Source organism: Acetatifactor aquisgranensis (assembly GCF_943193215.1).
GTDB lineage: Bacteria > Bacillota > Clostridia > Lachnospirales > Lachnospiraceae > Acetatifactor > Acetatifactor aquisgranensis.
On the sequence record NZ_CALPDH010000001.1, the window covers coordinates 172,381 to 198,494 of the forward strand.

Genomic DNA, 26,114 nt, shown 5'->3' on the forward strand with positions numbered 1-26,114 from the left:
GCGGGCTTTCCCGCCCCTATTCATTTACAAGCTGTATATTGGAGATATCACTGTCGATTGCCATGGAGAAATTCGTATAGTAGACCACAAAGCCCGGTTTGCTGCCGCCCGGCTTTTTTACATGCTTTTTCTGGATATAGTCGATTTCCACTTTTTCCTGCCCGCGGCCCCTGGAGTAGTAAGCGGCCAGGCGCGCCGCCTCTTCAAAGGTGCGGTCCGGCAGTTCGTCCGCGTTCCCCGTCTTTACGATGACATGGGAGCCGGGAACCTGCTTGGCGTGGAACCACCAGTCGTTTCCTGTGGCGAATTTGAAAGTCAGTTCGTCATTCTGGAAATTATTCTTCCCCACATACATATGGAACCCATCGCTGCTGAGATAGTGGAAAGGCTTGCTGGTGATTTTCTGCTTCTTTTTGCCTCCGTTTCGGGGGCTGCCTTTCCGGCGGATATAGCCGTTCTCGGTGAGCTCTTCCTTGATCTGGGCCAGATCCTCCTCGTACAGAGCGATGTCCAGGGCATTGGAGACGGACTCCAGATGCTGGATTTCTTTCTTGACTTCTTCGGTCAATTGCGACAGGGCCTCATAAGTCCGCTTCATCTTCCCATATTTGTCGAAATATTTCTTGGCATTTTCCGTGGCGGTGAGGGTGGAATCCAGCGGGATGGTCACCATCTCATCGGTATAGTAGTTCAGCGCCTCAAAAGATTTAGCGCCGGGTTCGGCGCTATAGCCGTAGGTGTTCAGCAGTTCTCCGTAGACACGGTAAGTCTCCCGCTTTTCCGTGTCTTTCATCTGGCGCAGCTGCAGGTCATATTTCTTTACGTTCCGCTCCAGGGCGGTCTGCACGATGCGGCGCAGATCCGCAGATTTCTGGCGGATGCGGGTCAGGATGTTCTTCTCCGCGTAATAGTTCTCCAGCAGAGCGGACATGGAACCGTAGGCGACCACATGGTCCTGCGCGGGAGCGGATTCCGGATTGACTGATTGAGTCGAAGCGGAATCCGCCCGGCTATATCCGTACATGGTCAAGGGCAGAGCGCAGAACTCCACAGGGCTGTCGCCTGTGTATGCGATATTGGGGGAAAATCTTTCTTCCCGAATGGCGGAGACCATGCGGGCGAAGGCGTCATACAGCCGCTCATAATTCAAATCGGTCAACGCCGCGGTGGGCATATCTCCGTCAACGCCCGCCTCATAGCACAGCTCCTGTGCCAGAACGGGGGAAATGCCTGTAAAGCTGCCGTAAATGGCCTTAAAGACAGCCTGGGGCCTGGCGGAAAGGGCGTTTCGGAATGTCCCTTCCTCTGTGGTCAGGGCATCCAGCTTGTCCTGGGTCTGGGCCACGAAATAGGGCTTGCCCGGCAGCACCTCGCGGAGGGAGCTGACAGCGGCGGACACATGCTTAATGCTGTCGATAATCGTGTTGTTGCCGTCGCAGAAGATGATATTGCTGTGCTTTCCCATGATTTCCACCACCAGAGTCTTCCGGCACAAATCCCCCATTTCGTCCAGATGCTCGATTTCGATGTGGACGATGCGCTCCAGTCCCGGCTGGAAGATGTCCGTGATGCGGCCGTTCTGCAGATGTTTGCGCAGGAGCATGCAGAAATTGGGGGCTGTCATGGGGCTGGGCTTGCTGTTCTCGGTCAGGTAAAGCAAGGGCAGGGAAGCCTCCGCGGAAATCAACAGTTTCTTTGTGCCGTTTGGCTGTTTGATGGTGATCAGCAGTTCGTCCGCTTCCGGCTGAGCGATTTTATAGAGCCGCCCGCCCATGAGCTCTTTTTTCAGTTCCGATACCACATTTGCTATGGTTACGCCGTCAAAGGCCATTTTTTGATTCCTCCGTCCTTAAATCTGGGTCCTGACGCCCTTTTGCTTCAGGAATGCGATGATTTCATGGGCGTTTTCCATGTGGAAATCATCGAATGTCACGAGTTTCTTTCCGTCTTTTCCATAGAGGATGTAAGTCTTTCCGCCCATGTCGATTCTGTCAAGGTCGCTGTAGGACAGGTTCCTGGGCGTGCCGAAGAGGGGCATGTAGACACAGTCGTTTGCCTGCAGGGTCAGCTTGTGCTTTCGCGTCCGCACCAGCCGGAGCAGCAGGAATATGCTGCCCAGCAGAACGATGCCATAGAGAATCACAAGAACCAGCGTGCTGCCGGGGGCTTCCAGCTCCGTCATCAGATAGAGCACCGCAACGAGTCTTGCCGAGGCCGTAATGAGGACGAGGACCGTGATTGACAAAAGTACATTATCTTTTTGGGATTTAATCGTATACATGGCATTGGCTCCTTTGTCATAAATGATACAATCCTTTGATTGCGGAATAATTTCATTATGGCATAATTCCCGGGGCTTTGCAAGACAGAGGCTGGAAAAATCAGGAAAATCGGGAAAATATGGAAAAGGAATGTCAGTGCCCCTTGACGCTTGCCGAAACTTATTCTATAATAAGAAGAAGTATGCAGCAACAGGGAGTCATTCCCGGACAGGAGCGCCTATGATTAAGAGCATGACTGGTTTCGGCAGATGTGAGGTGGCCGAGAACAACAGGAAATTCACGGTGGAGATTAAGTCGGTGAACCACCGTTATCTGGATATCAATATCAAGATGCCCAAAGCGCTCAATTTCTTTGAATCATCCATCCGAAATGAATTGAAGAGCTATATCTCCAGAGGGAAAGTGGATGTCTTTGTCTCCTATGAGGATTTTTCCGAGAAGACCTCTGTGGTGCGCTATCACAGAGAGGTGGCGGAGGAGTATCTGGGATATCTGAACCAGATGGCGGAGGAGTTCGGGCTGGAGAATGATATCCGTGTGTCCGCGCTTTCCAGATTTCCCGAGATTTTCACCATGGAAGAGGCCGGGGTGGACGAGGAAGAGCTGTGGAAGGAGCTCCGCAAGGCTCTCATCGGCGCTGCCGGGATGTTCGTGGATACCCGGGTGGTGGAGGGTGAGCATCTGAAAAATGACCTGATAGAGAAACTGGACGGAATGCGGATGAGAGTGGACTTTATCTCGGAGCGTTCCCCGCAGATTGTGGCGGAATACCGCCGTAAGCTTAAGGAACGGGTCAGGGAGCTTCTGGAGGATACAAATATCGACGAGGGAAGGCTTCTCACGGAGGTGACGATTTTTGCGGATAAGGTGTGCGTGGACGAGGAAATCGTGCGGCTGCGCAGCCACATCGAGACCACGAAAAATACTTTGCTGGAAGGCGGCTCCATAGGAAGGAAGCTGGACTTCATCGCCCAGGAGATGAACCGGGAGGCCAATACCATACTGTCCAAGGCAAGCGACCTGGAGACTTCCAACTGTGCCATAGAGCTGAAGACAGAGATTGAAAAGGTCAGAGAGCAGATTCAGAATATAGAGTAGGAGTGGCGGCATGCTGATTCATATCGGATTCGGAAATATCGTGAATTCTTCAAAAATCATCGCCATAGTCAGCCCCGAATCCGCGCCCGTCAAGAGGATGGTGCAGAGCGCCAGGGAAAAGGGCATTGCCATCGACGCCACGCAGGGGCGCAAGACTAAGTCCGTGCTGGTCATGGAGAACAGTCAGGTGGTACTGTCGGCGCTTCTGCCGGAGACCATCGCGGGGCGTGTGCAGGGCAGCGCGCAAATGCAGGAGGAAAGCAGCGTGGAGGGGACGGATGAAAGACAGTAACGCATTATTATATGATATGGAACAAAAAGGAATTCTGATTGTCATATCCGGTTTTTCCGGCGCGGGAAAGGGTACACTGGTAAAGGAACTGCTGCGCAGGCATGCGAACGACTATGCTCTGTCGATTTCCATGACCACTCGTACCCCCAGGCCGGGAGAGCGGGACGGTGTGGAATATTTTTTCACGGACAAGGAACGTTTCGAGGAGACCATAAGGCAGGACGGACTCATTGAGTACGCGTCATACTGCGGGAATTACTATGGGACGCCAAAGGCCTATGTGGAGGAGCAGCTGTCCGAAGGCAGGAATGTCATCCTGGAGATAGAGATACAGGGAGCCTTGAAAATCAAGGAAAAATTTCCGGAGAGCCTGCTGATTTTCGTGACGCCTCCCAATGCCGGGGAACTCAAGCGCAGGCTTGAGGGAAGAGGGACAGAGAGCGAGGAGGCAATCGCCAGCCGTCTGGCCAGAGCCGCGGAGGAATCGGAGGGCGTTGAGTTCTACGATTATCTGGTGGTGAACGACAAGCTGGAGGAGAGCGCGGAGGAGGTACATCACCTGGTGGCCGCAGCCCGCAGAGCTCCGGTGAGAAGGGAAGAATTTGTAAAAGGAATCAGAGAGGAACTGTATAGTTTCGCGAAAGGAGCGCAAGAGTAATGTTACATCCATCCTATTCAGATTTGATGAAAGTAGTGAACAAAGGGGTAGAGCAGGGAGATACTCCCGTGGTGAGCAGCCGCTATTCCATCGTCATGGCTACGTCCAAGAGGGCCAGGCAGCTGATCGGCGGCGAGGAGGCCATGGTGGACAGCAAGGACAAAAAGCCTCTGTCCGTGGCGGTCGAGGAGCTCAATCAGGGCAAAATCAAGATACTGGGCAGCGAATAAAGAGGAGGGATAGCTGGCAGTTTGCCAGCTATTTTCATCCCATATGAGGTTTTTATGGATATTTTATTTATATCGCTTGGCTGCGACAAGAATCTCGCCGACACGGAGATGATGCTGGGCATTCTGCAGAAAAAGGGCTTTGGCTTCACGGATGATGAAGAAAAGGCGGATATTGTGATAGTCAATACATGCTGCTTCATCGGAGACGCCAAGGAGGAGAGCATAGGGACTTTGCTTGAGATGGCGCAGCTCCGCAAGGCGGGAAAGCTGAAAGCTTTGATTGCCACAGGCTGTCTGGCCCAGCGCTATCAGGAGGAAATCCAGAAAGAGATTCCTGAGGTGGACGCGCTGGTGGGCACGGCCGCCATAGGAGAAATCGGAGATGCGTTGGAGGAGGTGCTCTCTGGAAACGGACGAAACCGTTATCGGAATCTGGACGCGCCTCCTGCCTCGTGCAGGGACAGGATTGTGACCACAGGAGGCCATTATGCCTATCTGAAGATTGCGGAGGGCTGTGACAAGCGCTGTACTTACTGCATCATTCCAAAGGTTCGGGGCAGATACCGCAGCATTCCCATGGAGAGTCTGGTGGAACAGGCCGGGGTATTGGCCGGGGGCGGCGTGAAAGAGCTGATTCTGGTGGCCCAGGAGACCACCTTGTACGGCACAGATTTATATGGAAGAAAGAGCCTTCCTGAATTGCTTTGGAAGCTGGCGGCCATCCCTGGCATCCGCTGGATTCGTGTATTGTACTGCTACCCGGAGGAGATTACGGAAGAGCTGATAGACGTGATTGCCAGAGAGCCGAAAGTATGCCATTATCTGGACATTCCCATTCAGCATGCTTCGGATGAAATCCTGCGGCGGATGGGCAGGCGGACCAATGAGGAGCAGCTGCGGCGACAGATTGCGATGCTCAGGGAGCGGATCCCGGATATCTGTCTGCGGACGACGCTGATCAGCGGTTTTCCCGGGGAGACCCAGGAGGACTTTGAGGAGCTATACCGCTTCGTCAATGAGATGGAATTCGACAGGCTGGGGGTGTTCCCCTATTCTCAGGAGGAGGATACCGTGGCGGCGGCCATGCCGGACCAGATTGCGGAGGATGTGAAAGCATTCAGGCGGGACGAACTGATGGAGCTTCAGCAGGCCATTGCCTTTGAGAGAGCCGGGGACATGATCGGGCGCGAGCTCACTGTGATGGTGGAGGGCAAGGTGGCCGACGAGGATGTGTATGTGACCCGGACCTACCGGGATGCGCCGGATGTGGACGGGTACCTGTTCCTGCACACGGACAGGGAGCTGATGAGCGGGGATTTTGTCAGAGCCCTGGTGACGGATTTCAACGAGTATGATTTGATTGGCGAGATAGTCAGTCAGTAACGATTGATCAGATGCCCGCCGGAGCGGGCGGGTCACTCGGAAATTTTAACTGTTAAGCAGTATAATATACGCGCCAAAGCGCGCAGGGGGTGTAAAGATGAATTTGCCTAATAAACTGACGATATTCCGTATCCTGCTGATTCCGCCTTTCGTACTGCTCCTGCTGGGAGAGGGCAGCGGCTGGGGCTGGTATGGGGCGCTGTTCGGCGGTATCCTGGAATATGTGGACTACATTGCACTGGCGGTCTTTATCATCGCCAGCCTGACGGATCTCATAGACGGCAAGATTGCCAGAAAATACAATCTGGTGACGAATTTCGGCAAGTTCATGGATCCGCTGGCCGACAAGCTTCTGGTCTGTTCTGCCTTGATCGCGCTGATAGAACTTGGGCGGATTCCGGCATGGATTGTCATCGTCATTATCAGCAGAGAGTTCATCATCAGCGGATTCCGTCTGGTGGCCGCAGACAAGGATGTGGTCATAGCCGCCAGCTACTGGGGGAAGTTCAAGACCACTTTCCAGATGGTCATGGTATGCCTGATGATCGCAGATATCCCGCAGCTGCAGCTGGTGACGGATATCGTCATGTGGGCCGCGCTGGTGCTGACTGTGATATCCCTGGCGGACTATCTGGTGAAGAACAAAGGCGTGATGCGGGAGTAGAAATAGCGACACAGCACGGAGGAGAAGAATTATGAAAGTTGAACTGATTTGCGTGGGAACGGAGATTCTGCTGGGAAATATCGTGAATACCAACGCCGCCTATCTGTCTGAGAAATGTGCCGCCCTGGGTCTTTCCTGCTATTTCCAGACTGTGGTGGGGGACAATGAGGAGAGGCTTGCGCAGGTGATAGAGACAGCCGTGGGGCGCTCCGACATCGTGATTCTTTCCGGGGGCCTTGGACCTACGGAGGATGATCTGACGAAAGAGACGGCGGCAAAGGTCTGCGGGAAGTCCTTGTATCTGCACGGGCCCAGCAAGGAAGCCATAGAAAAATTTTTTGCCGACAGGGGGATGGAACCTACGGACAACAACTGGAAACAGGCCATGCTGCCCGAGGGAGCCATCATCATGGAGAACCATAACGGCACGGCGCCGGGGGCCATCATAGAGACGGAAAGCGCAAAGGTGATTCTGCTTCCCGGACCGCCTAACGAGCTTTATCCCATGTTCGAGGAGAGCGTGGAGCCCTATCTGGCATCCCTGAATTCCCAGGTAATCTGTTCCCAGACAGTGAAAATCTGCGGCGTGGGGGAGAGCAGGGCGGAGACCATGGTGAAGGATTTGATCGACACCCAGACCAATCCCACCATCGCCACCTATGCCAAGACCGGCGAGGTGCATATCCGCGTCACGGCCAATGGGGAGGATAAAAAGAGCGCGGGCAAGCTGATCAAGCCCGTGGTGAAAGAGCTGAAAGCAAGATTCGGCAACCATGTGTATACCACCGATGAGACTGTGACCCTGGAGAAATCCGTGGTGGATCTGCTCCTGGCCAATGACCTGACTATCACCTGTGCGGAGTCCTGTACGGGAGGGATGCTCTCCGCCAGACTGGTGAACGTGCCGGGCATTTCGGAGGTCTATAAATTCGGTATGGTTACTTATTCCAACAAGGCAAAGCGGCGTTTCCTGGGGGTGAAGAAGAGCACCCTGCAGAAGCACGGTGCGGTCAGCGAGAAGACGGCGGAGGAGATGGCGAAAGGAGCGGCTCTGGAGTGCAAGGCGGATGTGGCGGTGGCCATCACGGGCATCGCGGGCCCGGACGGAGGGACGCCGGAGAAGCCGGTGGGCCTTGTGTACATCGCATGCTTCGTAAAGGGAAAGACCACCGTGAAGAAATGTCAGTTCTCCGGGAACCGGAGCAAGATACGGGAGTCGGCGGTGTCCTCTGCCCTGACCCTGACTCGCAGCTGTGTGCTGGAATACTTCAGTAAGGTGACATTTGGAAAAAAGGAGTCCTGACTCCTTTTTTCTTTGCGATTTCTCTGCATATTACCGATTATCCTGTTGCCACCGGCGGTATCCTGTGGTATGATTTTCTTGTCTGATTCAATCTCTGATAGTTCGCAGATTCGTATTGTTCTCAGAATCCGGCGCTTTCGCCACAGTTTTCAGAAAGAATTTCCAGACAGGAAGGTGGGATGCCTTTGAGGGAGTTTTAAGGTACTTAAAATAAGGTAAAATATAGTTGACAAATGCGAACGGATGTTTTATCCTAATAATAGGGAAGAACGTCTGTTCTTGTAAAAAGGAGATTCCAGATGGAAAGAGAAGAAAAATTAAAAGCATTGGACGCGGCAATCGGCCAGATTGAGAAGCAGTACGGCAAGGGCGCAGTGATGAAGCTTGGCGACCCTAACAGACAGATGAACGTAGAGACCGTCCCCACAGGCTCCTTAAGCCTTGACATAGCGCTGGGGCTGGGAGGGATTCCCAAGGGGAGGATCGTGGAGATATACGGACCGGAATCCAGCGGTAAGACCACAGTCACCCTGCATATGATCGCGGAGGTACAGAAGAAAGGCGGCATAGCCGGCTTCATCGACGCGGAGCACGCGCTGGATCCCGTATATGCCAAGAACATCGGCGTGGACATCGACAATCTCTATATCTCGCAGCCTGACAACGGAGAGCAGGCGCTGGAGATCGCGGAGACTATGGTGCGCTCCGGGGCCATCGATATCGTGGTGGTGGACTCCGTAGCGGCGCTGGTGCCCAAAGCCGAGATTGACGGTGACATGGGCGAGAGCCATGTGGGCCTGCAGGCTCGTCTGATGTCCCAGGCGCTGCGCAAGCTCACCTCCATCATCAGCAAGTCCAACTGTGTGGTGATATTCATCAACCAGCTCCGCGAGAAAATCGGCGTCATGTTCGGCAACCCGGAGACCACTACCGGAGGCCGGGCGCTGAAATTCTATTCCTCCGTCCGCATGGATGTGCGCCGTGTGGAGTCCCTGAAACAGGGCGGGGAAGTGATCGGTAATCACACCAGGGTCAAGGTGGTGAAGAATAAGGTGGCCCCTCCTTTCAAGGAGGCGGAATTCGACATCATGTTCGGCAAGGGCATTTCCAGGGAAGGAGATATCCTGGATCTGGCGGCGGATTTGAATATCGTGGTGAAGTCCGGCGCATGGTACGCTTATGAGGGGAATAAAATCGGCCAGGGCCGTGAGAACGCAAAGCAGTATCTCAGGGACAACCCGGAAATCTGTAAGACCGTGGAAGATAAGGTGCGGGCACACTATGGATTTGGTGATGCTGCCGCAAACGCGGAGGCGGTGAATAAGGAAAGCGGCAAGACAGAGGCCAAGGCCGGGACGAAGACGGGGGGCAGGGCAGGCGGCAGAACCAGCGCGTCCAAGGCAGAGGAGAAAGCGGCTGATGGAGATGGGGCCGAGCAGGAGAATAAATGAAGGTTACGCAGATGACAGAGGTCTCCAAATCCCGCGTCAGAGTATCTACGGACGAGGAGTATGCTTTTGTACTATATAAAAGCGAACTGCGCAGATTCCATATCTGTGAGGGCGAGGAGATAGAGGAGACCGTTCTGTGTGCCATTACAGAGGAAATCCTGCCGAAGCGGGCGAAGCTGCGGGCCATGAATCTGCTGAAGAACCGGGACTACACGGTAAAGCAGCTTCATGACAAGCTTAAAAGCGGCGGCTATCCGGAGCAGATCATAGCGGAAGCATTGGGCTATGTGGAAGGTTTCCGCTATACGGACGACTTGCGGTATGCCGTGAATTTCATACGCAACCATGCCCAGGACAGGAGCCGCAGGCGGATAGAGCAGGATCTCCTTGGCAGAGGAATCGGCAGGGAGGTCCTGGAGAGCGCCTGGGACGAATGGGAGAAAGAGGGCGGCGGCCAGAATGAACAGGCCATGATACAGTCGCTTCTTAAAAAGAAAGGCTTTGACTTTGAGACGGCAGAGCCGAAAGCGCGCCAGAGGATATATGGCTTTCTGATGCGGAAAGGGTTTTCCGGTGAAGAAGTGCGGAAAGCCCTGCATTCGGATATGTGGTACGAATAAAAGGGGTCGGTTTCCATTTTTGTGCAAATACTACAAGAAATTTTCGGGATTTTAGGAAGATCTTTTGTAAAATATGTAGACTTATGCTTGACATTAGCTTCATTTGCGGTTAAAATAGAATTTGTTGCAAATTGCTTGTTAGAATGTTGTACATATACTCACGAGCAATAGGGTTTGCCGTTGCGCTCATAAGTGGTTTTGCTCATGGGTCGGATAAAATGGCAAATGTCAGTGGCAGTGTGTATGCATTCTAAAAACTGCGGGGCAATGGCAATGCCCCATGGTTTAAATGTACAATGAAAATGGAATAAGGAGGTGCTCCTGTAATGCTTGAGATTATAATCACGATCGTTGTCTCTGTGGCAGTGACTGCGGTGGTGACAGCATTCATCGTCCTGAATCATTACAAAAAGACGACGGAAGCGACCATCGGTAACGCACAGGATCAGGCCAGGGAAATCATTGATGAAGCTCTCAAGACTGCAGAGTCCAAAAAGCGAGAATCGCTCCTTGAGGTAAAGGAAGAGTCCATTCGTACCAAGAATGAGCTGGACAAGGAAATCAAGGAACGCAGAGCGGAGGTACAGCGCTCGGAGCGCAGGATTCAGCAGAAAGAAGAGAACATTGACAAGAAAACCGAGGCCCTTGAACGGCGCGAGACAAATCTGGCGGCCAAAGAGGAAGCCTTGAACAAAATCAAGGTAGAGGTCTCCAAATTAAACGAGCAGCGAGTGCAGGAACTGGAACGTATTTCCGGGTTGACCTCTGAACAGGCAAAAGACTACTTATTGAAAATTGTCGAAGACGAAGTGAAGCATGAAACGGCCGTGATAATCAAGGAAATGGAGAGTCGGGCCAAAGAGGAAGCAGACAAGAAGGCGAGGGAATATGTGGTGTCAGCTATCCAGAGATGTGCTGCAGACCATGTCTCTGAGACCACGATTTCCGTCGTACAGCTGCCGAACGATGAGATGAAGGGAAGAATTATCGGGCGCGAGGGCCGCAATATCCGTACTCTCGAGACCATGACAGGTGTGGATTTGATTATCGATGATACGCCTGAGGCAGTCATTCTGTCAGGCTTCGACCCTATCCGCCGGGAGGTGGCAAGGATTGCGCTGGAAAAGCTGATTGTAGATGGACGTATCCATCCCGCCAGGATTGAAGAGATGGTGGAGAAGGCGCAGAAAGAAGTGGAAATCATGATTAAGGAAGAGGGAGAGGCTGCCACGCTGGAGGTTGGCGTGCATGGCATCCATCCCGAACTGGTCAGGCTGTTAGGTAAGATGAAGTTCAGGACAAGCTATGGCCAGAATGCATTGAAGCATTCCATCGAAGTGGCGCAGCTGTCAGGACTGCTGGCGGCGGAGCTTGGATTGGATGTCCGGATCGCGAAGCGTGCCGGACTGCTCCATGACATTGGTAAGTCCGTGGATCATGAGATGGAGGGTTCCCATATCCAGCTGGGTGTGGAACTCTGCAGACGGTATAAGGAAAATGCCACTGTCATCAACGCCGTGGAATCCCATCACGGCGATGTGGAGCCTACTTCCCTGATTTCGTGTATCGTACAGGCTGCAGATACGATATCCGCTGCAAGACCAGGGGCAAGGAGGGAGACGCTGGAGACATATACCAGCAGATTGACCAAATTAGAGGAAATCACAAACAATTTCAAAGGTGTAGATAAGTCTTTTGCTATTCAGGCAGGCCGGGAAGTCCGTGTAATGGTAGTTCCGGAACAGATTACGGATACCGATATGGTTCTGTTGGCGCGTGATATCTCCAAACAGATTGAAGCTGAACTGGAATATCCCGGACAGATCAAGGTAAATGTCATTCGCGAAAGCCGCGTCATTGATTATGCCAAATAGTCATCAAAATTGAATAAAGAAAATGTCACAAGAGGGACGTCGGACCGAAAGGCCGGCGTCTCTTATACATTTTCACTAATTGTCGTAAAAATTTACCGACAAATTTGTTATATTACCACTTGTGCATCGAAGCGGCTTATAGTATGATAATTCAAGCGCCTGATTGTATACAATGATACAAATGTGCGGGTATAATGTGATAATAACGAGGCGTCATGGCGGCGCATGGGATGGAGGAAGACATGAAGGCATATCAGGAACTGAGCAGAGAGGAATTATTGTCACTGAAAGCGAAGCTGGAGAAGGACTATGAGGATGTGAAGGGAAAGGGACTGAAGCTTGATATGTCCAGAGGGAAGCCCTCTGTGGCGCAGCTGGAGATGGGAATGGATATCTTTGATGTCCTGAATTCCCAGAGCGATATGATCAGCAGGGAAGGCGTAGATGTCCGCAACTACGGCGTGCTGGACGGCCTGAGCGAGGCAAAGCATATGATGGCTAATATCATGGGCGTCCAGGCGGAGAATGTGATCATATACGGCAACGCGAGCCTGAATATCATGTATGATGCCGTTTCCAGCGCCGTGACTCATGGCGTTATGGGAAGCACGCCCTGGTGCAGGTTGGACAAAGTGAAGTTCCTCTGTCCTGTTCCCGGCTATGACAGACATTTTGCCATCACACAGTATTTCGGTATCGAGATGATTACGGTGCCGATGACTCCTCAGGGACCCGATATGGATTTGGTGGAGAAGCTGGTGTCTGAGGACGAAAGTATCAAGGGAATCTGGTGCGTGCCTAAATATTCCAACCCTCAGGGCTATACCTATTCCGATGAGACGGTGAGAAGATTTGCCAATCTGAAGCCGGCTGCTAAAGATTTCCGCATTTTCTGGGATAATGCCTACTCGGTGCACCATCTCTACGATGAGGAAGAGCGGCAGGATCAGCTTCTGGAAATCTTAAGTGAGTGTGAGAAAGCGGGCAATCCTGATATGGTATATGAGTTCGCCTCCACTTCCAAAATCAGCTTTTCCGGCGCAGGCGTAGCGGCCATCGCATCCTCCCAAAAGAATCTGGAGTGCATCAGGAAGGCGCTGACCATACAGACCATCGGATATGATAAAATCAATCAGCTCCGCCATGTGCGGTACTTCAAGGACTTTGAGGGCATCAAGGCACACATGAGAAAGCATGCCGCCCTGATGCGGCCGAAGTTTGAGGCGGTGCTGAAAGTGCTGGAAGAGGAGCTGGCCGGCACGGGAATCGGGGAATGGACCAGGCCTAATGGCGGCTACTTCATTTCTTTTGAGTCCATGGAAGGATGCGCAAAGGAAATCGTGGCAAAATGCAAAGAAGCGGGAGTCACGATGACCGGGGCAGGCGCTACCTACCCTTACGGAAGGGATCCTAGGGACAGCAATATCCGTATTGCGCCCACCTATCCCTCGCCGGAGGAGCTGGCTCTGGCCACGGATCTGTTCGTGCTCTGCGTGAAGCTGGTGAGCGTAGAGAAGCTTTTGGAGAACTATGCCGGGGGCGGGAATGGATTCAGCGACAGACTGGCGGGCTGAGGCTGGGTAGGATTAAGACAAGATACAGATTCCGCTCTGCATAGATGACGGAGCCGCCGCATACAAATGGATGAGGGACATTTCATGGAAGAGGAGCTTTCCATGGAAGAGGAGCTTTCCATGGAAGAGAGGTATTCCATGAAGTGTCACGATTTCAGAGAGGCGGTGGGCAGATGCAGCTTGCAGGGAGGAGGTTCCTGTCCAGACAGCGCAATTTCCTGGCTTGTTTCGGCGTGGGACTGTTGATAGGAATTATCGTGATAAACATAGGAAAGAGCATTCTGTTGGGCGAGACGGGGCTATTCGATGAATATACCCTGTACCATATGAAATACATGACAGTGGACAGCAATGCTCTTTTCTGTTATATTTTCCGAAAGCGGATTGGCAGGATGCTGATATTGGCGGTGATTTCCACCACCTATCTGGGGCTGGTGGCCTGTATGGGCGCGGCTTTCTGGTACGGCATGTCCGCAGGGGCTTTCCTGGCCTCGCTGGCTCTGCGCTATGGGCTGAAAGGGATATTGCTGGCGGTTATCAGCCTGTTTCCCCATTATCTGCTCTATGTACCGGCGATTCTGCTGCTGTTGATCTGGTGCGAGGAGCTTTTCCGCGGAATCTATGTGAGGGGAGAGTTCAGTGTGGAGGACAAGGGCTTTCTGCTGAAAAAGGCAGGACGGCTTCTGCTCATCCTTGTCTTGATTACGGCGGGATGCCTGCTGGAGGGATATATGAACCCGTATCTGCTGTTGGGCTTTCTGAAGATTTTCTGATCTGCCTGTCGAATGATATTCAATGGAATACAGTGCAAAGCCCCGCCATGAAAACGGCAGATTCAGATGCCGGCTTTCCTGGCGGGGCTTTTATAGGGTCTTATTCATATTCTGCAATTTCGTAGATCAGCTTCTCGGACGCTTCCCAGCCAAGGCAGGGGTCCGTGATGGACTTGCCGTAGATGCCGCCGCCCACTTTCTGGCAGCCCTCTTCGATATAACTCTCGATCATGACGCCCTTTACCAAATCGTGGATGTCGCGGCTGAGCTTGCGGCTGTGCATGACCTCCTTGGTGATGCGGATTTGCTGCTCGAACTGCTTGCCGGAATTGGAGTGATTGGCATCGATGACACAGGCGGGGTACATCAGATCCATCTTTCCATACAGCTCAAAAAGGAGATTCAGATCTTCGTAATGATAGTTGGGCACGTTGTTGCCATGTTTGTTCACGGCGCCCCTTAGGACAGTGTGGGTCAGCTCGTTGCCGGTGGTGGATACTTCCCAGCCTCTGTAGATGAAGGAATGGGGATGCTGGGCCGCATAGACGGAATTCAGCATGACGGACATGTCTCCGCTGGTAGGGTTCTTCATGCCGGCAGCCACATCGAAGCCGCTGGCGGTGAGGCGGTGCTGCTGGTCCTCCACGGAACGGGCGCCGATGGCCACGTAGGAGAGGATGTCGGAGATGTATCCCCAGTTCTCGGGATATAACATCTCGTCCGCGGCGGTGAGGCCTGATTCCTCAATGGCGCGGATGTGCATTTTCCGCATGGCAATCAATCCGGCCAGGAAGTCCGGCTTTTTCTCCGGATCCGGCTGATGGACGATGCCCTTATAGCCCTCGCCGGTGGTCCGGGGCTTGTTGGTGTAGATTCTGGGTATCAGTATCAGCTTGTCCTTTACGCTTTCGTTTATTTTTGCCAGCCGGCTGATGTAGTCGCAGACAGAGTCCTCGTTGTCCGCGGAGCAGGGACCGATGATGACGAGAAATTTGCTGCTTTTTCCGATGATGACATCTCTGATTTCAGCATCCCTCTCCTTCTTGATTTCCGCGAACCTTGCGGGGAGGGGATGTTCCAGCCTGATCTGTTCCGGAGTGGGCAGATGCGTTATGAATTCAAAACTCATGGTATTTTCTTTGCCGTAGCAATCCTTTCTGTATAGTATTTCATTCAATCCACTATTATAATATATGAATTTGTATCCTGCAAGGCTTTTATGTATGGGGTTGCGGCCGGCTGCATGGGAGTTTAGGAAATATGAAAAATGCGGGAATAATTCTACATATTGTGAAAATCGAATAAATGTATAGAAATAAATGATAAATTATTCATCGAAAGTATATCTAACTAACGAGGAGGATTGTCGATGGATAAGTGGATTGATGCATTTGCGGAAGTTTACGAGGCATATTTTGACGATGTTTTCAGAGCGGTGTACCGTAAGGTTTTGGAAAGGCAGACAGCGGAGGATATTGCGCAGGATACTTTTTTTGCGGCGTTCAAGATCGGAGAGCATTTCCTGGAACATCCGGAACCAAAGCTGTGGCTGCTGCGCACAGCGTACAATAAGGTACATGAGCTGTACAGGAGGAGAAAGCGCCGGGCCACAGAGCCTCTGGAGAACTGCAAAGAGCTTGCGGAGCAGGACTGCCATTACGGGGAGGTAGAGCTGAACCTCTCGGCGCTGGCCACTGTCACTGAGAAGGAGTGGCGGACAGTCATGGCGCATCATGTGTTCGGGACCACCATTGCGGAGATGGCGGAATCGGAGGCAGTGACGGAAAATAATATGCGGGTGCGCCTGTTCCGCGTCAGGAAAAAGCTGAAAGACGGGATTGAACGCTGATTTTTTGACAAAAGTAAGATTATTTTGTAATAAACTGTCGATTTGAAGTCATATATATAGTAGAAGGATAATTTAATCAGGCTTCAGGGAAAGGAGGAGAAACATCCTTCAAAACAATACTAATGAGAAATGGAGGAATAGACGATTAAGCATATAAGTTTTTACACTGGATTGATTCAGACAATGGGGTATGACCCACAATGCGCTGTCCTGGAAATCAGGCTGAAAGACAGGGGAGAGACGCGGCAGTACTGTGATGTACCGGAAGAAATCTGGTACCATCTCAGGGAAAGCCGCCAGCCGGATACCTATTACCGAAGATACATCTGCGGACGCTTTGCGGAATCTGTGGTTCCTTACGGGAGGGCCATGAATAATCTGACTTGATACATAGCGGGGCCGGGAAGCTTTCAATTTCCGGCCTCAAGCTATGCGGAAAGATAAAAGTTTATAATTTGTTAATATTTATTTTAAAATAGTATATTGCAATATATAATAGTATATGATAAACTGAACCTGTCAAAGATAAGTAGTGGAACTCGGAAAGGAGGTTGCACATGAATACACAATTTAAAAAAGGCGCTCTGGAGCTCTGCGTCCTGTCCCAGCTCGTGGGAGGGGACAAGTACGGATATGAGCTGACGGAAAAAATATCCGGTGAGATGTCCATCGCAAGCGGCACATTGTATCCCATTTTAAGGAAGCTGAAGGCGGATGACTATGTGACGACATATCTGGTGGAATCAGAATCCGGCCCGGCGAGGAAGTATTATAAGCTCACCGAAAAAGGGAAGCGGTACCAGTCGGATGTGAAGCAGGAATGGAAAGCATTTGCCAATGCAGTGAATCAGTTGATTATGGAATAGGAGGGATGCGCGATGACAAAGCAGGAATATATGGCCAAATTGCAGGAAAAGCTGGAGCGTTTCGGCCGGGAGCTGCAGGAGGAGATTCTGGAGGATTACAGGCAGCACTTTGCCGAAGGGGAAAATGAGGGAAAGACGGATGGGGAGATTATCGAAGAGCTGGGCAATATCGAGGAGATGATCAGGGAGCTGTCGGAGGAGGATCTGACTGAAGAGTTCACCCAGAGGGCTATATCCGAGAGGGCAGGAGAAGAGATTTCCAAGGCCGGGGAAGAGGCAGGCCGGGAGCCTGGGGATACGGATTTGAAGAGGAGCTTTTCCTACTCAGGTTTCTATAAAGCGATGGTCCTGGAGGGGAAGGTGGCGAACGTGCATGTGGAGCGCTCCGAGGATGACCAGATTCATGTGGAGTATGAGGCAAAGGGCGTCAGCAGCCAGATAAATTATGAGTATTATCAGTACGAGGAGGACGGAGTCTTCTACGCGGGAGTGAAGCGCAGGAAAGGAGCCAGGGACGAGGATGACAATGGGGAGAAGATGGTGAAGGTGACTCTGTTCGGGCATACCATCATATCCTATGGGAACGTGGGAGGCTTCAATATAGGCGGGCAGAGCATCACTCTGACAGTGAGAGTGCCAAAGAGCGTGCCCAAGCTGACCGCCAAGGCGGCCAGCGGGAACGTGAATGTGTCCGGCATCGAGATGGAGTCGCTGGAGATTGCCAGCGCCAGCGGGAACGTGGGCGTAGGGGAAGTCGTGGCAGACAGGCTGAAAGCCCGCGCAGCCAGCGGCAATGTGGCAGTGAATCACGCGGAGTTCATTTCGGCGAACCTGGATACGGCCAGCGGGAACGTGAAAGCAGAGATGATAAAAGGCAGGGATCTGCACTGCGGCACCGGAAGCGGGAATGTCAAGGTGGACGCCGCCGTGGCGGAGTATCATCTGGGCACCGGAAGCGGCAGTATCAGGCTCAAATCCGTGGGAGCCTGTGAGAGGATTGACATGGGCACCGGAAGCGGCAGCATCAGGCTGGAGATGGAGGGCACAGAGGGCATGGAGGCAACGGTCAGGAGCGGCTCCGGAAGCATCCACATCGGCTGGGGCGATGAAGAGCCGCAGAAGATGAAGAACGGCACCTATGCCTATGGGAACAGCGCCTGCAAGGTGAAGGCCAGCACAGGAAGCGGCAGCATCAGGCTTTTCGGGAGATAAGGCGCGGACTGCATTAGCATCTGCGGAATAGGGGCAGTGTCCGCAAAGGGAAAAGCAGCTACGAAAGAGGTAGCTGCTTTTCTTCTGTCCTGACGGCGGGCTGTCCGGGAAGTAATCCCATTCAGGGAAACGGCAAGAGAAGCGGAATGTCTAAGGCAGGGAAATCTTGCCCATGACCACGGGTTTCTCCGCTCCTGTGACGCTGGGGAGGGTGTTGGGCAGGCCCCGGACGCAGCGATCTGCCAAAAGGGCGAAAGCCACTGCCTCCTTGGCGTCGCTGCTGAAGCCTAAATCCTCCTGGGTCTGGACTTCCACGCCGTAAGGGGCGAATCGCTTCTGCAGGAAACCGAGCAAGGTCTTATTGTAGCTACCGCCTCCGCCTACCACCAGCTTTGAGGCCCGATATTTTGGCAGCACATACTGCTCATAGGCGTTTTCGATGGACCAGGCGGTGAGATCCGTGACAGTGGCCACCAGGTCTGCCTCAGGAATCCGGTGGGCTCCCTGCCAGCTTAGGATTTTTGCCGTATACTGGGTGCCGAACAGTTCCCGTCCGGTGGTCTTCGGCAGGGGCCTGGTATAATAGGGCTCCTGCCGCAGCAGGGCCAGAAGTTCCTCGTTTACAGTGCCTTTCGCGCCAAAAACACCGCCGTCATCGAAAGCTTTCGCACCTTTAGTGAGGGCTGAGATGACCGCGTCGATGATCATGTTGCCGGGGCCTGTGTCGAAAGCGCAGACTTCCTCCGGCTTTGCGGAAGCTGGCATGACAGTCATGTTGCCGATGCCGCCGATGTTCTGGAGCAGCAGCGTCTCATCCTCCCTGCGGTAGAGGAGATATTCCGAGAAAGGCACGAGAGGAGCGCCCTGCCCTCCGGCGGCCATGTCGGCTACCCGGAAATCAGATACCGTGACCAGGCCGGTGCGGTTTGCGATGACGCTGCCCTCTCCAATCTGAACCGTGTAGCGCACAGGCCAGCCGTCCCTCCCGCAGGGCACAGGCTCATGCCAGATGGTCTGCCCATGGGAACCGACGAAGTCCACGTCGGCGGGGGTGAGTCCGGCCTTTTCGATGACAGACAGAGCCGACTGGGCATAGATTTCGCCCAGAAGGAAGTTCATGTAGCCGATTTTGTCCACCGTGGCGGTCTCGGGGCGGAAAAGCGCAAAAATCTGCTCCCGCACCGCCTCCGGGTAGGGGTTATTCTCAAAGGCCAGGAGCTTTATCTGCAGCGAACCGTCATTTTGACGGATTTCCACCAGAGCGGCGTCCACGCCGTCCACGGAGGTGCCCGACATCATGCCCACTACGCGGCGGACCTTATTTTCATGCATACTTTGGAATATCATTTTAAGCCTCCTCTCTGTTGCGCATGATTGTGCCATTATTATAGCAGATATTCTGTAAAAAACATACCCCGGAAGCGATAAATCCGCAGCTGTCGGTTCGCTGCCTGTGCGCGTTGCTTTTAGATGTGACAGACCGGCATTTCAGGTAAAATGCCGGTTGCCCGATGCAGACGGACAGGGAATTCCCGCAGACTTATGGACTTCCTCCCATGGTTTTGCTATACTGGGGATACAGGGGAATCCGGCAGTCAGAGTTTCCGCGAGAGGAGAGTGGATTTATGGATTTTAATCGGATTGACAGCATTCTGGAGGACTATCGGGAGAAAGGGTACTATCCGTCTGCTGTATGTGAGATTTTCGATAAGGAAAAGACGCTTTATCATAAAGCGTTCGGTGATGCGGCGCCAGATACATGGTTCGATTTGGCTTCTGTGAGCAAGATTATCTGTACTACCATGCTCTTGTCCGTCATGGAAGAAGGGAGGCTGTCGCCGGAGAATCTGGCGCTGGATCATCTGCCTGCGGATAAGCTTGGGCCTGTGACAGGGGAGCGTCTGCGGGATGTGACCATTGCCAGGCTGATGACCCATACCTCGGGCATCGTTCCCTGGTATCCGTTCTATGCGGACGGCAGGGAGTTCTATTCGGTTCTGGAACATGTGCTCGCCGCATCTTCCGTGGAGGAGGGGATGGCATACAGCGATTTGAATTTCATGCTGCTGGGGGAGATTTTTTCCCATATCACGGGGCTGACGCTGCGGGAGGGACTGGAACGGTATATAAAGAAAGGAATCGGCATCTCCGAAATCGCCTATGGTCCTGTGGAGCCATCCCTCTGCGCGCCCGGCTGCTATGGAAATCAGATTGAAAAGCGGATGTGCGCCGAGAGAGGGATTGTCTTTGAGGGCTGGCGCCCTGACGGGGTGGAGGTGCGGGGCAGCTGTAATGACGGCAACGCTTATTATTACTGGAAAGGGGCCAGCGGGCATGCGGGAACTTTCGGAAACTCCCGGGCGCTGGCTGAGCTGTGCCGGTTTTATATGAATACGGATAAGCCCGCTTTTTGCCATGCCATGGAAGCAGAGATATGCGGGAGAGGGCTGGGATTCGACAAGAGCGACGTCTATCCCGAGGGCTGCGGCCACAGCGGCTTTACCGGTACCAGTATATGGTTCAGCCGCAAATACAATATCGGCGCAGTGATACTTACCAATAAATATTTCTGCGGGGAGGAAAAAGCCATTGGGAATTCCAATGAATTCCGAAAGGCGGTGCACTATGCGCTGCTGAGCGCCGCGGGCGGCCCGGATTATGCCTGGAACTGCTGTCGATAGGGGACACAGGCCAGGGGACGAAATGTCCGCAGAGCAAACGGATTGCTTTGCGGACATTTTTAGCTCCTGTTTCGGGAAGAACGTCATGCTCAAGTGCGTCTGCGGCAGACGTGTCCCGGTTTCCTGAAGTCCCGCCTGATTTTGACTGGAGCAGTCAAACTGGTGGGCCGGGATTGTCGGGCGGCTCTCAGACCTGCACCGATATGCCGGGCATCAGGACGCAACGGCCATCTGCTTCACTTTCGCGAAGGTCCTCCGCACGGCGGGGATGGCCAGGAGGATGCAGGTGACGGCGGCTTCGGCGAAGATGTAGATGCCATTGTAGACCAGGGAGTAGGGCAGAGGGGCCCATCCGTCCCAGGCGTATTCCGCGAAGAAAATCCAGCCGGAGATGGTGACGAAGATCCACCGGCCGACTATGCCTGTGGCGTAGCCTTTCAACAGGCCGTTCTTCCTGTCGGTGAACAGGCCCGAAAGCCCTAAAGCACCGAAAGCCAGCGGGTAATCCACCAGCAGCTGTACGGGATGGATGACATAGGGGTCGATGATCAGCTGCAGCACGCCGTAGGCCACGCCGGTGATCAGGCCGGCTTCCGGTCCGAACCAATAGCCGGGGAGGCAGATAATCAGCATGGAGAACAGGGTGATGGATCCGCCGAAGGGAAATTCATAGATTTTCAGGTTGGAGAGCACCGTGCCCAGGGCGATGGCCATGGCGCAGAATGCCAGCTGCTTTGCGCTGAGCCTGGCCGACGCGCCTTTCCGGCCGGAGGCTGTTTTGCTTTCCGCGGCATCGGAAAGGGATTTTGAGCTCGCCGATTTCTTTCCCGCAAAGAAGACGGCAGCGGCCAGCAGGGCGAAAAAGACGGCGGCCAGAGCCACCTTGCCGAGTGTGGTGGGGATATAGCTGACGCTGTCCCCGTCTGCGATTACATTGTACAACATAAAAAATCCTCCTTACTTTTGGCTAAGGAGGAACGACATCGGCAACCCGGGACGGAAATGGACCGGCTGACAGGGTCTGTCCTGTGCAGGCAATCCGTTAGCCGCCGCAGGATTATGGCTGTCTCGCGGCTGTCCTTTCGTTGCTGTGCTTCCTTACGCCGGTATTATCCGGTTCAAGTAGTGAGGGTTAGAAACCGTGCGTCGGCACTGGTTTCAGTCTCAGCGATGTGCTCCCCTAGCGGTTATTTTGTTTACACATCCCACTATACGGGATTCCGGCGGGTGTGTCAAGGGGAATTTTCAAAGCGTCTCGACTAACGCTTTTTCTTGTGATATACTGAAAAGCATGTAATCAAGACTAGGAGGCGCTTTCATGAGCGGAGGGGAATCCAAAAGAGCGAAAAAACAGATATGTATCGGCCTGCTGGCCCATGTGGACGCGGGGAAGACCACGCTGGCGGAGGCGCTTTTGTATACCGGAGGCAGAATCCGCAGACTGGGCCGGGTGGATCATCAGGACGCGTTTCTGGATAATGATTCCATGGAGCGGGAGCGGGGCATCACGATTTTCTCCAAGCAGGCGCAGCTTACCTGGGAGGGGCTTGACATCACACTGCTGGACACCCCGGGACATGTGGACTTCAGCGCGGAGATGGAGCGCACCCTGCAGGTGCTTGACTACGCCATGCTGGTCATCAGCGGCTCGGACGGCGTACAGGGGCATGTGCAGACGCTCTGGAGGCTGCTGGGGGAGTATGGGATTCCCATATTCCTTTTCATCAATAAAATGGACCAGCCGGATACGGACAGGGAAAAACTGCTCCGGGAGCTGCAGGCGAAGCTGGACGGCAGCTGTCTGGAATTCGGCCCGGAGGCGGAGAAAAAAGGAGAGGACTGGCTGGAGGAGCTTTCCATGTGCGGCGAGGATCTGCTGGAGGAATATCTGGAGACGGGCAGCCTGGCAGATGCCTCTCTGGCGGGAGCCATAGCAAAGAGACGGATTTTCCCCTGCTATTTTGGTTCCGCATTGCGTCTGGAGGGCGTGGAGGAACTGCTGAGGGGTGTCCGCAGGTTCACAGAGAAACCGGAATATCGAACAGAATTCAGCGCAAGAGTGTACAAAATCTCCAGGGATTCCGCCGGCAACCGCCTGACCCATCTGAAAGTCACAGGGGGCGTTCTGCGGGTGAAGATGCCTGTGAGCAATGCGGAGAGTGCGGAGTCGGATGCGGATATCTGGGAGGAGAAAGTGAATCAGCTGCGGGTGTACGGCGGCGCGCAGTATGAGGCAGTGGAGGAAGTGGCGGCGGGCGGTATCTGTGCCGTGACGGGGCTGGACAAGACTTTTGCGGGGCAGGGGCTGGGAAAGGAGAGCAGGAATGAACTCCCGATTCTGGCGCCTGTGCTGACCTATGGGCTGCTGTTGCCGGAGGGCAGCGACGGGGTGAAAGTGCTGGGACAGCTGCGGAAGCTGGAGGAGGAAGAGCCCCAGCTCCATGTGGTCTGGCAGGGGGCGGCAGGGAGCGGACAGGCCGGAGGCACGGGCACCGGTCCACAGATTCATGTGCAGGTTATGGGCGAGGTGCAGATAGAGGTTTTGAAAAGGCTGGTTTCTGAGAGGTTCGGCCTGGATGTGGAATTCACGGATGGGCAGATTCTGTACAAGGAGACCATTGCGGGCACGGTGGAGGGCATCGGGCATTTCGAGCCTCTGCGCCATTACGCGGAGGTGCATCTGCTGCTGGAGCCGGGAGAGCCCGGCAGCGGCCTGCAGTTTGGAAACGTCTGCAGCGAGGACGTGCTGGACAGGAACTGGCAGAGGCTGGTTCTGACCCACCTGGAAGAGCGTTCCCATCCGGGGGTGCTGACAGGCTCGCCTATTACGGACATGAAGATTACGCTGCTGACGGGCCGCGCCCATATCAAGCACACGGAGGGCGGCGATTTCAGGCAGGCCACCTACCGGGCGCTGAGACAGGGGCTGATGCAGAGCAGAAGCGTGCTTCTGGAGCCGGTGTTCTCGTTTACCCTGGAAGTGCCCGGGGGACAGGTGGGCAGAGCCATGTCCGATATACAGAGGATGCATGGACGGTTCGACGTGCCGCAGACTTTTGGGGAATATGCTGTCATCACCGGCAGTGCTCCGGCGGAGACCATGCGGGGATACCAGAGCGAGGTGAACGCCTATACCCGGGGATTGGGCAGGCTGAGCTGTATTTTGAAAGGATATGAGCCCTGCCATGACATGGAGCGGGTGGCAGAGGCGTTTGGGTACGACCCGGAGGCGGATGTGGAGAATCCGGCTTCTTCGGTCTTTTGCGCCCATGGGGCGGGTTTTATCGTGCCCTGGGACCAGGTGGCGGAATATGCCCATTTGGAGAGCGGCTGGCATGGGGAGGCTGCGCTCCGCGGCGGTAGCGGGTCCGGAGGAGTTGAAGCCGAGGGGGCCGGTGAGGGGATGTCTGGCAGCGATGGGATTGCGGCATCCGGCCGAAAGCGGGCTGCCGACAGAAAGCAATCCGTTTCTGATTACATCACGCAGGAAGAAATCGAGGAAATCTTCAGCCGCACTTACGGAAAAAGCAGCAGCGATTATACGCCCTACCGATATAACGGGATGCAAGGGCGGTCTGGCGGGCAAAATGCCGGCAGAGGGACAGCGGCGGAAGAGGCATCTCTTTCCGGGCAGGCTGCCGGGTCAGGGCCGGAGAAAGAGGCGGCAGAGAGAGGCTCTCTTTCCAAAGGCAGTCAGGGGAAGCGGGAGGAATATCTTCTCGTGGACGGCTATAACATCATCTTCGCCTGGGAGGATCTGCGCGGCCTCGCGGAGGTGAATATCGACAGCGCCAGAGACCGTCTGATGGATATCTGCAGCAACTATCAGGGATTTGCGGGCTGTACTTTGATTCTGGTCTTTGATGCCTACAAGGTAAAGGGGAATACGGGCTCTGTGCAGAAGTATCACAATATCTATGTGGTGTATACCAAAGAGGCGGAGACTGCAGATCAGTATATCGAGAAGACCGTGCATGAAATCGGCAGGAAACATGCAGTGAGCGTAGCCACATCCGACAGGCTGGAGCAGATGATTATCTGGGGGGAGGGCGCGGTGAGGCTGTCCGCGGCAGGGTTCCGGGAGGTCATAGAGGAGACCTCGGCGCGGGCCAGAGAGCAGTATGAGCGGCAGGTGGAAATCGTCAGGAACCGGCCTTTCGAGGGATTGAAGCCCTGAAAAGGCCCTAAAATACTTTCTGTGACGCCATGGCTTATGCGATATGTTGCCGCGTTATCTAGGGTTGTTCACTATGGTTTGCCGCACCCGGAGTTTCCGCCGTAGTCCCCCCATACGCATAACTGACCGGCAAACAGACCAGCGGCGGCTTCACGGACATATTCTCCTGCAGCAGAAGCGCCACGCACATTTCGGCGATTTCCGCCACAGGCTGCACGATGGTGGAACACACGTAATCCTGTACACCAAAGTGCCTCGTACCGTCAAATCCAATCAACTGCACATCTTCCGGCACCCGCTGGTTCAGCCGCTTCAGCACTTTCAGGATATAATAGGCCAGAGAATCCGTCACACAGAAAATCCCGTCAAAGGTCAGTCTGCCATTCTGTATATGCTTTGTCAGGAATGCATCAAATTCTTCCAGGGAATCTCCGTCATTCAATATTTTCATCTCATAAGGAAGACTCCGGGACAGGCAGCCATTTTCAAAACCGGCTTTCCGTTTGTTGGGCTCGTTGGTCAGGGATGCGCCTGTCCGCAGGAAAGCCACATTTCTGCACCCTAAATCTGCCAGCTTTTCTGCGGCCAGCTGCCCGCCTGCGAAATTGTCGCTGGCCACACAGGGAATCTTCTGTCCCATGGAGCGGTCGATGGCGATGAAAGGCGTGCCCTCCTCGATGACCAGGTTGGGATTGTAGGTCAGGCCTATGATGCCGTCCACCTTATTCTGCCGGGCCATTTTGATGTACTCCTGCTCCTGACCCATGTCGGAATCGGTGGAGCAGAGCAGCATCCGGTAGCTGCGCCTAAGCAGGGCGCTGTTGATATGGTAGGCCAGGGAACCGTAATAGGGCTCCTGGGTGTTGGGAATCAGGAGGGCCACGGTGCGGGTCTTGTTCAGCTTGAGGCCCTGGGCGTAGCTGTTGACCTGATAGTTCAGCTTTCGGATGGCCTCTTCCACGCGTACCCTGTAGGATTCGCCTACGGGCAGGCCGTTCACCACCTTGGATACCGTGCCGAGAGCCACGCCGGCTTCAGCGGCCACATCTTTCATAGTAGGATTTGCCTTGCTCATAAAAACCTCCGATGAATCGTTTTGCGAAAAAGGTTTCACGAAAGGCGCGCAG

Annotated in this window: 24 protein-coding genes and 1 riboswitch; of the genes, 18 read left to right on the plus strand and 6 right to left on the minus strand. The window is 53.9% G+C overall.

Going from position 1 to position 26,114, the window contains the following annotated elements; genetic code table 11:
• Positions 1–16: 16 nt before the first annotated feature.
• Entirely contained in the window at positions 17–1,831 is a 1,815-nt protein-coding gene (locus NFS35_RS00810) for an Rqc2 family fibronectin-binding protein (protein WP_251205245.1), read from the minus strand.
• An 18-nt stretch (positions 1,832–1,849) separates the two neighbouring features.
• Positions 1,850–2,281, minus strand: a complete 432-nt coding sequence (locus tag NFS35_RS00815; protein ID WP_251205246.1) for a hypothetical protein — start codon at positions 2,279–2,281, stop codon at positions 1,850–1,852.
• 220 nt (positions 2,282–2,501) lie between these two features.
• On the opposite strand from NFS35_RS00815, the gene NFS35_RS00820 reads away from it, so the two are divergent.
• From NFS35_RS00820 to NFS35_RS00875, 12 genes are all read left to right on the plus strand, one after another.
• Positions 2,502–3,380, plus strand: coding sequence for a YicC/YloC family endoribonuclease (locus NFS35_RS00820; RefSeq protein WP_251205247.1), 879 nt, complete (start codon positions 2,502–2,504; stop codon positions 3,378–3,380).
• 10 nt (positions 3,381–3,390) lie between these two features.
• Positions 3,391–3,672, plus strand: coding sequence for a DUF370 domain-containing protein (locus tag NFS35_RS00825; RefSeq protein WP_251205248.1), 282 nt, complete (start codon positions 3,391–3,393; stop codon positions 3,670–3,672).
• A 16-nt stretch (positions 3,673–3,688) separates the two neighbouring features.
• Positions 3,689–4,330: a guanylate kinase gene (gene gmk / locus NFS35_RS00830; protein ID WP_251205417.1), complete on the plus strand. Its 642-nt coding sequence runs from the start codon at positions 3,689–3,691 to the stop codon at positions 4,328–4,330.
• The gene (gene rpoZ, locus NFS35_RS00835) at positions 4,330–4,560 is read left to right on the plus strand and encodes a DNA-directed RNA polymerase subunit omega (RefSeq protein ID WP_251205249.1); all 231 of its coding nucleotides are present in this window, start codon (positions 4,330–4,332) and stop codon (positions 4,558–4,560) included. Before gmk ends, rpoZ begins: the two co-directional genes overlap by 1 nt.
• Before the next feature lie 54 nt (positions 4,561–4,614).
• A complete protein-coding gene (rimO, locus tag NFS35_RS00840) occupies positions 4,615–5,943 on the plus strand; it encodes a 30S ribosomal protein S12 methylthiotransferase RimO (protein ID WP_251205250.1) in 1,329 nt (442 codons plus the stop codon).
• 97 nt (positions 5,944–6,040) lie between these two features.
• Positions 6,041–6,607 carry a CDP-diacylglycerol--glycerol-3-phosphate 3-phosphatidyltransferase gene (gene pgsA / locus NFS35_RS00845; RefSeq protein ID WP_251205251.1) on the plus strand — a complete coding sequence of 189 codons (567 nt, stop codon included), beginning with the start codon at positions 6,041–6,043 and terminating at the stop codon, positions 6,605–6,607.
• A 31-nt stretch (positions 6,608–6,638) separates the two neighbouring features.
• Complete coding sequence (locus NFS35_RS00850) at positions 6,639–7,910, plus strand: competence/damage-inducible protein A (protein WP_251205252.1); 1,272 nt, start codon at positions 6,639–6,641, stop codon at positions 7,908–7,910.
• A 299-nt stretch (positions 7,911–8,209) separates the two neighbouring features.
• Positions 8,210–9,361, plus strand: a complete 1,152-nt coding sequence (recA, locus tag NFS35_RS00855; RefSeq protein ID WP_251205253.1) for a recombinase RecA — start codon at positions 8,210–8,212, stop codon at positions 9,359–9,361.
• Positions 9,358–9,981 (plus strand): regulatory protein RecX, encoded by a 624-nt coding sequence (locus NFS35_RS00860; RefSeq protein WP_251205254.1) that lies wholly within the window; start codon positions 9,358–9,360, stop codon positions 9,979–9,981. Before recA ends, NFS35_RS00860 begins: the two co-directional genes overlap by 4 nt.
• A gap of 326 nt (positions 9,982–10,307) precedes the next feature.
• A complete protein-coding gene (rny, locus tag NFS35_RS00865; protein WP_251205255.1) occupies positions 10,308–11,855 on the plus strand; it encodes a ribonuclease Y in 1,548 nt (515 codons plus the stop codon).
• Between the two features lie 242 nt (positions 11,856–12,097).
• A complete protein-coding gene (locus NFS35_RS00870; RefSeq protein ID WP_251205256.1) occupies positions 12,098–13,429 on the plus strand; it encodes an aminotransferase class I/II-fold pyridoxal phosphate-dependent enzyme in 1,332 nt (443 codons plus the stop codon).
• A gap of 173 nt (positions 13,430–13,602) precedes the next feature.
• Positions 13,603–14,202 carry a stage II sporulation protein M gene (locus tag NFS35_RS00875; protein WP_251205257.1) on the plus strand — a complete coding sequence of 200 codons (600 nt, stop codon included), beginning with the start codon at positions 13,603–13,605 and terminating at the stop codon, positions 14,200–14,202.
• 100 nt (positions 14,203–14,302) lie between these two features.
• Here the strand turns inward: NFS35_RS00875 and NFS35_RS00880 are convergent, their stop codons facing one another.
• On the minus strand, positions 14,303–15,331 hold the full coding sequence (locus NFS35_RS00880) for a 3-deoxy-7-phosphoheptulonate synthase (protein WP_251205258.1): 1,029 nt from the start codon (positions 15,329–15,331) through the stop codon (positions 14,303–14,305).
• A gap of 240 nt (positions 15,332–15,571) precedes the next feature.
• Here NFS35_RS00880 and NFS35_RS00885 point away from each other — a divergent pair, with 240 nt between their 5' ends.
• The 4 genes from NFS35_RS00885 (at position 15,572) to NFS35_RS00900 (ending at position 18,129) form a co-directional block, all read left to right on the plus strand.
• On the plus strand, positions 15,572–16,051 hold the full coding sequence (locus NFS35_RS00885) for an RNA polymerase sigma factor (protein WP_251205259.1): 480 nt from the start codon (positions 15,572–15,574) through the stop codon (positions 16,049–16,051).
• Positions 16,052–16,234: 183 nt separating this feature from the next.
• Positions 16,235–16,438, plus strand: a complete 204-nt coding sequence (locus NFS35_RS00890; RefSeq protein ID WP_251205260.1) for a KTSC domain-containing protein — start codon at positions 16,235–16,237, stop codon at positions 16,436–16,438.
• Positions 16,439–16,608: 170 nt separating this feature from the next.
• Complete coding sequence (locus tag NFS35_RS00895; RefSeq protein WP_251205261.1) at positions 16,609–16,917, plus strand: PadR family transcriptional regulator; 309 nt, start codon at positions 16,609–16,611, stop codon at positions 16,915–16,917.
• Between the two features lie 12 nt (positions 16,918–16,929).
• Positions 16,930–18,129: a DUF4097 family beta strand repeat-containing protein gene (locus tag NFS35_RS00900; RefSeq protein WP_251205262.1), complete on the plus strand. Its 1,200-nt coding sequence runs from the start codon at positions 16,930–16,932 to the stop codon at positions 18,127–18,129.
• A 150-nt stretch (positions 18,130–18,279) separates the two neighbouring features.
• Here NFS35_RS00900 and NFS35_RS00905 read toward each other — a convergent pair whose 3' ends face one another.
• Positions 18,280–19,476 (minus strand): anhydro-N-acetylmuramic acid kinase, encoded by a 1,197-nt coding sequence (locus tag NFS35_RS00905; RefSeq protein WP_251205263.1) that lies wholly within the window; start codon positions 19,474–19,476, stop codon positions 18,280–18,282.
• A 278-nt stretch (positions 19,477–19,754) separates the two neighbouring features.
• Between NFS35_RS00905 and NFS35_RS00910 the strand changes: the two genes are divergently transcribed.
• Entirely contained in the window at positions 19,755–20,810 is a 1,056-nt protein-coding gene (locus NFS35_RS00910) for a serine hydrolase domain-containing protein (RefSeq protein WP_251205264.1), read from the plus strand.
• 213 nt (positions 20,811–21,023) lie between these two features.
• Here NFS35_RS00910 and NFS35_RS00915 read toward each other — a convergent pair whose 3' ends face one another.
• The gene (locus NFS35_RS00915) at positions 21,024–21,755 is read right to left on the minus strand and encodes an energy-coupled thiamine transporter ThiT (protein WP_251205265.1); all 732 of its coding nucleotides are present in this window, start codon (positions 21,753–21,755) and stop codon (positions 21,024–21,026) included.
• 133 nt (positions 21,756–21,888) lie between these two features.
• A riboswitch (TPP riboswitch) is annotated at positions 21,889–22,002 on the minus strand.
• A gap of 126 nt (positions 22,003–22,128) precedes the next feature.
• On the opposite strand from NFS35_RS00915, the gene NFS35_RS00920 reads away from it, so the two are divergent.
• The gene (locus NFS35_RS00920; protein ID WP_251205266.1) at positions 22,129–24,987 is read left to right on the plus strand and encodes a translation factor GTPase family protein; all 2,859 of its coding nucleotides are present in this window, start codon (positions 22,129–22,131) and stop codon (positions 24,985–24,987) included.
• A gap of 58 nt (positions 24,988–25,045) precedes the next feature.
• On the opposite strand, the gene NFS35_RS00925 is transcribed toward NFS35_RS00920, so the two are convergent.
• On the minus strand, positions 25,046–26,062 hold the full coding sequence (locus tag NFS35_RS00925; RefSeq protein WP_251205267.1) for a LacI family DNA-binding transcriptional regulator: 1,017 nt from the start codon (positions 26,060–26,062) through the stop codon (positions 25,046–25,048).
• Between the last annotated feature and the right edge of the window lie 52 nt (positions 26,063–26,114).

Excerpts from the sequence above, each read along its gene's own strand:
- NFS35_RS00810 (WP_251205245.1), bottom strand. The coding sequence starts at position 1,831 with ATGGCCTTTGACGGCGTAACCATAGCAAATGTGGTATCGGAACTGAAA.
- NFS35_RS00815 (WP_251205246.1), bottom strand. The coding sequence starts at position 2,281 with ATGTATACGATTAAATCCCAAAAAGATAATGTACTTTTGTCAATCACG.
- NFS35_RS00820 (WP_251205247.1), top strand. The coding sequence starts at position 2,502 with ATGATTAAGAGCATGACTGGTTTCGGCAGATGTGAGGTGGCCGAGAAC.
- NFS35_RS00825 (WP_251205248.1), top strand. The coding sequence starts at position 3,391 with ATGCTGATTCATATCGGATTCGGAAATATCGTGAATTCTTCAAAAATC.
- gmk (WP_251205417.1), top strand. The coding sequence starts at position 3,689 with ATGGAACAAAAAGGAATTCTGATTGTCATATCCGGTTTTTCCGGCGCG.
- rpoZ (WP_251205249.1), top strand. The coding sequence starts at position 4,330 with ATGTTACATCCATCCTATTCAGATTTGATGAAAGTAGTGAACAAAGGG.
- rimO (WP_251205250.1), top strand. The coding sequence starts at position 4,615 with ATGGATATTTTATTTATATCGCTTGGCTGCGACAAGAATCTCGCCGAC.
- pgsA (WP_251205251.1), top strand. The coding sequence starts at position 6,041 with ATGAATTTGCCTAATAAACTGACGATATTCCGTATCCTGCTGATTCCG.
- NFS35_RS00850 (WP_251205252.1), top strand. The coding sequence starts at position 6,639 with ATGAAAGTTGAACTGATTTGCGTGGGAACGGAGATTCTGCTGGGAAAT.
- recA (WP_251205253.1), top strand. The coding sequence starts at position 8,210 with ATGGAAAGAGAAGAAAAATTAAAAGCATTGGACGCGGCAATCGGCCAG.
- NFS35_RS00860 (WP_251205254.1), top strand. The coding sequence starts at position 9,358 with ATGAAGGTTACGCAGATGACAGAGGTCTCCAAATCCCGCGTCAGAGTA.
- rny (WP_251205255.1), top strand. The coding sequence starts at position 10,308 with ATGCTTGAGATTATAATCACGATCGTTGTCTCTGTGGCAGTGACTGCG.
- NFS35_RS00870 (WP_251205256.1), top strand. The coding sequence starts at position 12,098 with ATGAAGGCATATCAGGAACTGAGCAGAGAGGAATTATTGTCACTGAAA.
- NFS35_RS00875 (WP_251205257.1), top strand. The coding sequence starts at position 13,603 with ATGCAGCTTGCAGGGAGGAGGTTCCTGTCCAGACAGCGCAATTTCCTG.
- NFS35_RS00880 (WP_251205258.1), bottom strand. The coding sequence starts at position 15,331 with ATGAGTTTTGAATTCATAACGCATCTGCCCACTCCGGAACAGATCAGG.
- NFS35_RS00885 (WP_251205259.1), top strand. The coding sequence starts at position 15,572 with ATGGATAAGTGGATTGATGCATTTGCGGAAGTTTACGAGGCATATTTT.
- NFS35_RS00890 (WP_251205260.1), top strand. The coding sequence starts at position 16,235 with ATGGGGTATGACCCACAATGCGCTGTCCTGGAAATCAGGCTGAAAGAC.
- NFS35_RS00895 (WP_251205261.1), top strand. The coding sequence starts at position 16,609 with ATGAATACACAATTTAAAAAAGGCGCTCTGGAGCTCTGCGTCCTGTCC.
- NFS35_RS00900 (WP_251205262.1), top strand. The coding sequence starts at position 16,930 with ATGACAAAGCAGGAATATATGGCCAAATTGCAGGAAAAGCTGGAGCGT.
- NFS35_RS00905 (WP_251205263.1), bottom strand. The coding sequence starts at position 19,476 with ATGATATTCCAAAGTATGCATGAAAATAAGGTCCGCCGCGTAGTGGGC.
- NFS35_RS00910 (WP_251205264.1), top strand. The coding sequence starts at position 19,755 with ATGGATTTTAATCGGATTGACAGCATTCTGGAGGACTATCGGGAGAAA.
- NFS35_RS00915 (WP_251205265.1), bottom strand. The coding sequence starts at position 21,755 with ATGTTGTACAATGTAATCGCAGACGGGGACAGCGTCAGCTATATCCCC.
- NFS35_RS00920 (WP_251205266.1), top strand. The coding sequence starts at position 22,129 with ATGAGCGGAGGGGAATCCAAAAGAGCGAAAAAACAGATATGTATCGGC.
- NFS35_RS00925 (WP_251205267.1), bottom strand. The coding sequence starts at position 26,062 with ATGAGCAAGGCAAATCCTACTATGAAAGATGTGGCCGCTGAAGCCGGC.